Below are 226 nucleotides of genomic sequence, written 5' to 3' on the forward strand. Positions count from 1 at the left end.
TTTTAAAGCTAAATCAATTACTCCAGAAGAACCAGAATCTGTTTGGTTTAGGTTCATCCACTTGTCGCCTTCCCATGTTTTAATCTTCAACCATCCACTAGTTGTCCCATCCATTACTCTAAAATTCTGCGGATTATATAATGCTCCAGCGTTTGCTTTTGCTGCATTAAACGAAGCTTCGTTATACGCATAGAATGATTTGTTTATGAATCTTTCTTCTCCATCT

General features: G+C 36.7%; 1 pseudogene. It reads right to left on the minus strand.

What is annotated here, in order from left to right:
• Window positions 1–226, minus strand: a pseudogene (locus MR167_RS32475) (hypothetical protein); the annotation flags it as partial.

The sequence above is a fragment of the Bacillus cereus group sp. BfR-BA-01355 genome, assembly GCF_022663675.1.
Taxonomy (GTDB): Bacteria; Bacillota; Bacilli; order Bacillales; family Bacillaceae_G; genus Bacillus_A; species Bacillus_A thuringiensis_S.